5 protein-coding genes are annotated in these 6,373 nt (G+C 37.8%); 4 read left to right on the top strand and 1 reads right to left on the bottom strand.

Translation table 11 applies throughout. The annotated features are described in order from the left end of the window. Positions 1-181: 181 nt before the first annotated feature. Positions 182-820, bottom strand: a complete 639-nt coding sequence (locus K8F54_RS13200; protein ID WP_290791718.1) for a hypothetical protein — start codon at positions 818-820, stop codon at positions 182-184. A gap of 375 nt (positions 821-1,195) precedes the next feature. Here K8F54_RS13200 and K8F54_RS13195 point away from each other — a divergent pair, with 375 nt between their 5' ends. The 4 genes from K8F54_RS13195 to K8F54_RS13180 all read left to right on the top strand — a co-directional run. After that, positions 1,196-1,354 carry a hypothetical protein gene (locus K8F54_RS13195; RefSeq protein WP_290791716.1) on the top strand — a complete coding sequence of 53 codons (159 nt, stop codon included), beginning with the start codon at positions 1,196-1,198 and terminating at the stop codon, positions 1,352-1,354. 93 nt (positions 1,355-1,447) lie between these two features. Next, entirely contained in the window at positions 1,448-3,064 is a 1,617-nt protein-coding gene (locus K8F54_RS13190; protein WP_290791714.1) for an ATP-binding protein, read from the top strand. 2 nt (positions 3,065-3,066) lie between these two features. Next, positions 3,067-3,732, top strand: a complete 666-nt coding sequence (locus K8F54_RS13185) for a response regulator (RefSeq protein WP_290791712.1) — start codon at positions 3,067-3,069, stop codon at positions 3,730-3,732. Between the two features lie 371 nt (positions 3,733-4,103). Further along, positions 4,104-6,373: hypothetical protein (locus K8F54_RS13180; protein WP_290791710.1), on the top strand; the 2,270-nt coding region annotated here is incomplete at its 3' end.

The raw sequence follows: 6,373 nt of genomic DNA, 5'->3' as shown, positions 1-6,373 counted from the left end.
AAGAAATCGAAGATTCACGAACTCAATAAAATATTAGCGTGTGAGTAAAAGGATAAAAGCTCCTTTTCTTTGCAACTTTCTTTTGGAGCAGCAAAAGAAAGTTGAATTAAAAATTGATTACGATTCAGAGGGAGCGAAGCGACCGATGAATCTCATCTCACAACTCACAACTCACCCTTCACTATTCACTATAATCCGGACACACATGCTTCTTAATCATATCCACATTGATCTTTCTAAGATCGTTGCCCTTCAAGGGATGTACCCCCGGAGCCGAGAATAATTCCAAATCCTTGTCTCCGCGTTTGTAATACCACACCTTAGGACTCCCATCAGCATTAAAAAAGAACGTCTTTTCACAGGTGGCTTCGAGCTTTCTAAAATTATTATACAAACCTATATCAAGTGGTATGGTATTGGGTTCTTCACAATGTACTTTCACATACCTATCCCCTTGCCATTGCATGCATTTCTTCCTTGTGGAGTCGTAAATAAAATATCCTATGATTACCAACAGCAATATGATTACATACCGTGAGCGATTCTTTTTGACCGTGATCTCCTCATTCTTTTTAATAAAATCCTTGTAATCGGTATAGCCGAGATATTTCGATAACTGATTTCGAATCACCTTTGAAATAGTAAAGGTCTCACCCTCTTCCAATTTCTGATGATAATTACTAATGGCTTTCGAAGTAATTGAAAACTTAAAGTCATGATCCAACGCTTGACTAATATGCGTTGCTATTCCATTTCTGCTATTTGAAGCCCCTTCATGTAAGGCCTTTTCAAATACCATCCTCAATAGTTTTGTTTGCATGTTTTTCTCCCGTTTCACTTCCCGAAAATTACAACATCTTTTTGGAAAACAATTGGAAATTAGCTTTCCAACGATCTTCTAAAAGCTTTCCAAGGTCTTTCTAGGCCCTCCTCGAAAAAACTCCATTTATTTGACCCAGCATTGAAGAACACCCAAGCGTAATAGGGTTTACGAATCTCTTCGATGCAATACCGGAGTTGCGACGTCGAGGGGTTCGACCATTTGAGAAGTAATCGAATTTCTTGACCGCTGCACTCCGCACTTCTCAACCCGAAGCCAACGCGCTTCAAAAATCACGGTGTTGCTGTGCAACAAAAACAAACCGAGTAATAACTCGGACAGCAACGCCTATTTCTAATTTTTAAATCTTAAACGATGAAACGAATAATCATAGTTATGGGTGCCGCCCTGCTCTACTTGGGCATGCAAGCCTGCACCCCCCAAGCAATGGACGAAGTTATAACCCCACAAGCCTGTTGTGGCGATGACTTTGGACCACCGCCACCACCACCTCCGCCACCTCCCGGAGGATAGAAAAAAGCGTGGCATGTATTAAAAATTTGTCACTACTTTTGAGGGATGCGAATGGTTCCATTTACATCCCTCTTTTTTTGGCAACTCCTAATAGTGATATGGGTAGCTTTTCCTGTTAGGAGTTACAGTCAGCCAGCACCGGATAGCACATCCTATTACTATCAAGCCATTATTAGCACTAATTCAAAAACAGAAACCCTCCAAGCCATTGTTTATTTTCAACGAAAGCTGGAGCAGGCATTAAAAAGAAAGGATACTGTTGCCGCATTGTATGCCCAAAGACTGCTGGTTATAGGACAATACGAAATGGATTTTTTGAACGATAGTGAAGAAACTGCCACGAACGCCCTAAAATTACTAGAGTCATTAAATGATTCTCCTTATACACTCGAAAACAAAAAAGCCTTCTATATTAATCTGGGACGCGTATATCGATCCTTGCAAAATCCAAAAACCGCTTTGTACTACTATGACAAAGTACTGGCATTGGTCACGTCCAAAAAGGATAGCATAATCCATCTGAACAACAGAGCCACAGTGTATATCGATATGGAAGCCTATGATCTGGCGTTACGGGAGCTCGAACAGGCATTTAAAAAAGCGGAACAAAAACAAGAAGCGCTAACGATTGCCAAGACCCAAGACAACCTGGGTTTTGTGCAAAGCAAATTAGGAAGGCCTGAGGGGCTTCCCAATCTGCAGGCGGCCTTGGCACTACGTCTTCCCCTTAACGATCTACCCGGTATCTATTCCAGCTATCGGCACCTTACCGAATATCATTTAGATAAGAAAGAATTTACACAAGCCGAAGCCTATGCCCAAAAAGCCTACCAGACAGCCAAAATCCTTAATAGCGCCTCCTACTTAGAAAATGCCATCGCCAATTTGATACGAACCAAGAACGATACCAACTTTAGCAACTACCTCTTTCTTACAGACAGTCTCGCCAAGGCCAAACTGGCACAGGAGAATAGCTATGCCGGTATTAAATTTGAATTTGAAAAGGAAGCGCGCCGCGCCAATGCCAACGAACTGGAAAAAGAAAAACAAAAACGTTACAAAATAGTATACCAAGCCCTGGGGGGTGTTGTACTACTAAGTGGTATCTACCTCTTCTTTTTCCTTCGGGACCGGAATAAAAAGAAGACGCAACAGGCCATCTATACCACCGAAACCCGCATATCGAAAAAAGTACACGACGAGGTCGCCAACGATGTCTATCATGTCATGACCAAGCTTCAGAATAATCATACCCAAGACGAGGCGCTTTTAGACGATCTGGAACAGATCTATACCAAGACCCGGGATATTTCGAAAGAAAGCGGCGCCATAGAAGTACACCAACATTTCGATACCCTCCTTTCCGACCTACTGCTCAGCTATCAAAGTGCCGAGGTCTCCATCATCACTAGAAATATTGCGAAAATAGATTGGGATGCCCTCCCCAATACCAAAAAGACAACGCTCTACCGGGTCCTGCAGGAACTAATGACCAATATGCGCAAACACAGCAAGGCAACGGTGGTGGTGCTGGTATTTTCAAAAAAGGGAGGTACCTACCAGATAGCCTACACAGACAACGGCCTGGGCACCCACCTGAAAAAACGAGGTGGTTTACTAAATACGGAAAACCGTATGGAAACCATCAACGGGCGTATTAGCTTTGAATCGGAACCCGACAAGGGGTTTAAAGCGACTATTACCGTATAATTATGTTTAAAAAAGTACTCATATCAGATGATCTGGACAGCATCAACCACGGAGTGATGACGGTGGCTGCTTCATTGGGCATCAAAGAGGTGGTACAGGTACAGTATTGTGACGACGCCTACCTCAAACTAAAAAAGGCAGCCATGGATGGGGACCCTTTCGATCTTTTGATCACCGACCTCTCCTTTAAACTGGACCATAGAGATCAGACCTACCCCAGCGGAGATCTATTGATCAAGGCAGTGCGAGAGGCCTATCCCAATCTGCAGATTGCCGTATATACCGTAGAAGACAGATTGCAGCGGGTTCGTGCCCTCATGCAGGACCGTTATGCCGACGCCTATGTGTGCAAGGGCCGAAAAGGGCTGGTAGAACTATCCCACGCCATTCGTGCCTTGGACAAACAAGAATCCTATTTGTCGCCACAAATTGCCCATGCGCTCAACGACAAGGAAGCCCTGGAGGTAGACGATTACGATATTGCCTTACTGCAATTATTGGCGCGGGGCTTTTCGCAGGATGAAGTGAGCGCACATTTTAAGAACAGCCATATTTCCCCTTCGAGTCTGAGTTCCATCGAAAAGCGCCTCAACAAACTCCGCATCCAGTTTAAGGCCAACAACGCCATCCATCTGGTGGCCATGGTAAAAGATTTGGGGCTTATTTAAAAAAATAACCAACCCTACGGATTCCCGTAGGGATTTCCAAACACAGTTAGGTAGTATTGTAGTGTTATGGATAGGCCATGCCTTGAAATACCAGGGAGATAGGAAAGGCACTGTAAAGGTGTCTTTCTTTTTTTTGGAGCAGTACGGTATGCCGTAAGGAAGATTTGAAGCTTGTTGGTAAGTTTGGGTTAATAACCAAAAACCTAATAAATCAAAAAAATTACTATCTTTAACTACTCCCCCCGTCTCTGCAAGCCGCAGGGCGGGGTGTTTTTTTGCTATAGGTTTACAATGTGAATTATTACAAACGTAATTTAAATCCTTGAATTTATTATAATGCAGTCAACAGTGATACACAATAAAAATCATATATGAATATAACTGAGAAAAACATATTTCACATTGAGGGAAATATTGATTATGCTGAAATAAATAGATTAATTAATTTCTATAATGATTGTGCAATCGAAAATGGAGGAGCCGTAGATATAATTGAAGGAACAATATATAACTTAATAAAGATAATAATAACCCCAAGAATATATAATGATGAGCCAATTCTTGAAGTTGACCCTCTTTTTCTTAGTTATCTAGTACTCTTTATTGAAAAATTCTATAAAACTAAGATTGATATTTCTATAATAAACCCTTATTTAGAAGAGCTGGAGGAGAATTTTTCCGAGGCGAACTTTCAAAACTGTGTAAAAGTATCGAACAGGGCTTTTAGTCTACGAGATCAAATAATTTCTATTCTTGAATATCCACAATTCAAAAATAGAATTTCTCTAACAGCATTTTATTACAATAAGGAGAAGCAAAGTAAATTCCCAGTCCCTAAAAATGCCGGAGTTTCTGAAAGGTTTATACCTCTAGTATTAATAGATAGCAAGGATAAGATTAGTTTCTTTTTCGATAAAAAAAAGACCTATTTGACTAACTCACAGGCATTTAGATATTTTGAAAAGATAGAACAAAAAGTTAAAGGGTTTTATGACAATATCCCTACGCTTAGTATTTTTGAAACATTCTTATTGAGAGTTTTACTTACAGATGATATTCCAAATAATAAGAAGAGTAAAATAGATAAAAAGTCTATTGATTATTATATAGCTTTTGTAGAACAACTAAGTTCTAGTATTAAAGAATTGGCCTTAAATATTGTAGAGCATTCTCGTAATACCGAAACTTCTCAATCTGGAGTAGGAGTTATTACCGCAAGAATTTTTGAAAAAAGGAGGCTTACTATTCTTAAAGAATCTTCAGAAAAAAAATATTTAGAGCCCTTCGATGAAAATGATTTCTTTTTGGACATCAATGTGATCGATTTGGGATATAAACCAATTAGAAAGAAATATATAGAAAATATTGAGCTAAATAAGCAAAATGACCCAAATAATAATCTAAAAATCAATTATGAACATGACATTGATTTAGTAAAAAATAAAAATGTTTATAGATTCGAAGATTTCTTTTTACCAAATGCTAAGACCGATCATCAACTAAACAAACTTATATCAAGATATGGTTTACAATATTTTACTCATGTTGCTACTGAACGGTTTGGGGGATATGTTAAGGCAGTATCACATAATGAAGCTTTCTTTATGGATAAAAATAATGGGGTAAGTTTAGATAAATCAACCAATAGATATGGCACTAGCTATAATTGCTTAATTCCTCTTGAAAAGTTTAATTCCCATCTCCAACAATTAAAACTTAAAAAAAAACTGGGATTACAAACTGGGCATAATGAAAACTCTCTAAAAAGTATAGACAAGTATTATAAAATTCCATTTTCGGAATTGAATGGCGAAGTTGATTTAAATAAAATTATTTACTATGATAATGTTCCAACTAAAATTGTCGGTAAATACGCTTTTATTTTTGAAGTTTATAGTACTTTTTTCAAGATAGCCGACCATCACAAAAATAACATTCATCTAATAAATGCAAAACTTTTAAAAATTGATAATGCTAGTGATTGGGTAAGGCTTCTTTCTGCAATTAGTTTGGAAATTAAAAATATTATCATCTATAATATATCCAAGGTAATAACTCGAGACATTATTGAATTACGACGAACCCAATCCAAACATATTGATTTTGACTTTTGGGAAGATGAAAGTTTTGTATTATTCTATTCATATCAAAAAGGTATCCAAGACAATGATTTTAATCGATTTGGAGCGACTTTGCTAACGGGAAAGACTGAAGCAAAATACAACTATATTAATCTTCGTATTTGGAAACACCATTATTCATATTATAAACAATTTATTCAAAGAAATACAAAAGGTAAAGTTGAAACCGAATATTACTCTCCGACGAGCTTATTGTTGACCAATGGCAATCTAAAATACTTTGACCTATTAATCAAAAATAAAGATATATATGGCAGTCCCATTAGTCTGTTTGAGCAATCAGTACAATATGCACTCAACAAAAATTTACCGGAAAACCTATTAGTAGAAACAAATAACAAAGGTTACAAGATAAGTAATACTCATTTCAGATTAGGTTCTAAAATTCATATTGACAGCTTTTACTATGCGAAAAGATTGTTTCAGAACAGTTTTTTTACGACACCCCTTTCTTATTTACTAACAAATTACATAAGTGAAATAATACTTAGAAACAATTC

This window comes from Altibacter sp., assembly GCF_019913785.1.
Classification (GTDB): Bacteria; Bacteroidota; Bacteroidia; order Flavobacteriales; family Flavobacteriaceae; genus Altibacter.
The sequence above is the reverse complement of the archived record's forward strand: the minus strand, read 5'-3'. Positions and strand labels throughout refer to the sequence as shown.

Bases quoted from the DNA above. Each gene is read 5' to 3' on its own strand.
- K8F54_RS13200 (WP_290791718.1), bottom strand. From the start codon at position 820: ATGCAAACAAAACTATTGAGGATGGTATTTGAAAAGGCCTTACATGAA.
- K8F54_RS13195 (WP_290791716.1), top strand. From the start codon at position 1,196: ATGAAACGAATAATCATAGTTATGGGTGCCGCCCTGCTCTACTTGGGC.
- K8F54_RS13185 (WP_290791712.1), top strand. From the start codon at position 3,067: ATGTTTAAAAAAGTACTCATATCAGATGATCTGGACAGCATCAACCAC.